Raw genomic sequence first — 1,084 nt, 5'->3', positions numbered from 1 at the left:
CCGCCACCCGCGTGCAGGCCAACCTCGGCATGACCCGGGGTGTCGCTTTCGATGTCCAGGCGGTCTGCACGGGTTTTGTCTATGCCCTGGCCGTGGCCGACAACTTCATCAAGGCCGGCCAGGCCAGCACGGCCCTGGTGATCGGGGCGGAGACCTTCTCGCGCCTGCTCGACTGGACCGACCGCGGCACCGCCGTGCTCTTCGGCGACGGCGCCGGTGCGGTCGTGCTGACCGCCCTGGAGCAGCCCGGCACGGCGCTCGACCAGGGCATCCTCGCCACCATGCTGGCCGCCGACGGCCGCCACTACGCCCATCTGCAGGTCGATGGCGGCCCCTCCTCGACCGGCACGGTCGGCCATCTCAGGATGAACGGCCGCGAGGTCTTCCGCCATGCGGTCGGCGAGCTGACGGGTGCCGCGCGCGCCGTGCTCGACGCTGCCGGGCTCGCCATCGACGACGTCGACTGGCTGGTCCCGCATCAGGCGAACAAGCGCATCATCGACGCGGTCGGCAAGAAGCTCGGCATTGCCGAGGCGAAGGTGGTGGTCACCGTGGCCGAGCACGCCAACACCTCGGCCGCCTCGATTCCCCTGGCCCTCGACCGGCTCTACACCTCTGGCCGACTCGACCGCGGCGACCTCCTGCTCTGCAACGCCATGGGCGGCGGCTTCGCCTGGGGTGCCGCCCTGATCCGCTGGTAGGCCCCTTCCCCGCGGGGCGGCCGCGGCGTGTCGGCCCGGTTGACGGAAACCTTTGTATCATCTAGCGTTTTATCCATCGAAGGCACACGCGAGGGGAACGCGGGCGATGACGGGCAGAACGGTGACTCGCGCCCAGCTCGCCGAGGCGGTCTATCAGGAGGTCGGGCTGTCGCGCAGCGAATCCGCCGGCCTGGTGGATGCGATCCTCGAGGAGATCGCGCATTCGCTGGTGATGAATGGCACGGTCAAGATCTCGTCGTTCGGCACCTTCGCCGTGCGCGAGAAGGGCGAGCGGGTCGGCCGCAACCCCAAGACCGGCGAGGAGGTGCCGATCCTGCCCCGCCGCGTGCTCGTGTTCCGCGCCTCCCAGGTGTTGAAGAGCC

The 1,084-nt window shown here is 69.9% G+C and carries 2 protein-coding genes; both read left to right on the top strand.

Features of this window, described 5'->3' with window-relative positions; translation table 11 throughout:
- The coding region (locus KDM41_18230; protein ID MCB1185362.1) for a beta-ketoacyl-ACP synthase 3 at positions 1 to 701 on the top strand (701 nt) is incomplete at its 5' end.
- A gap of 106 nt (positions 702 to 807) precedes the next feature.
- Positions 808 to 1,084: integration host factor subunit alpha (locus tag KDM41_18225; GenBank protein MCB1185361.1), on the top strand; the 277-nt coding region annotated here is incomplete at its 3' end.

The organism is bacterium (genome assembly GCA_020440705.1).
Lineage (GTDB): Bacteria > Krumholzibacteriota > Krumholzibacteriia > LZORAL124-64-63 > LZORAL124-64-63 > JAGRNP01.
This window is presented reverse-complemented; position numbering and strand designations above follow the sequence as displayed.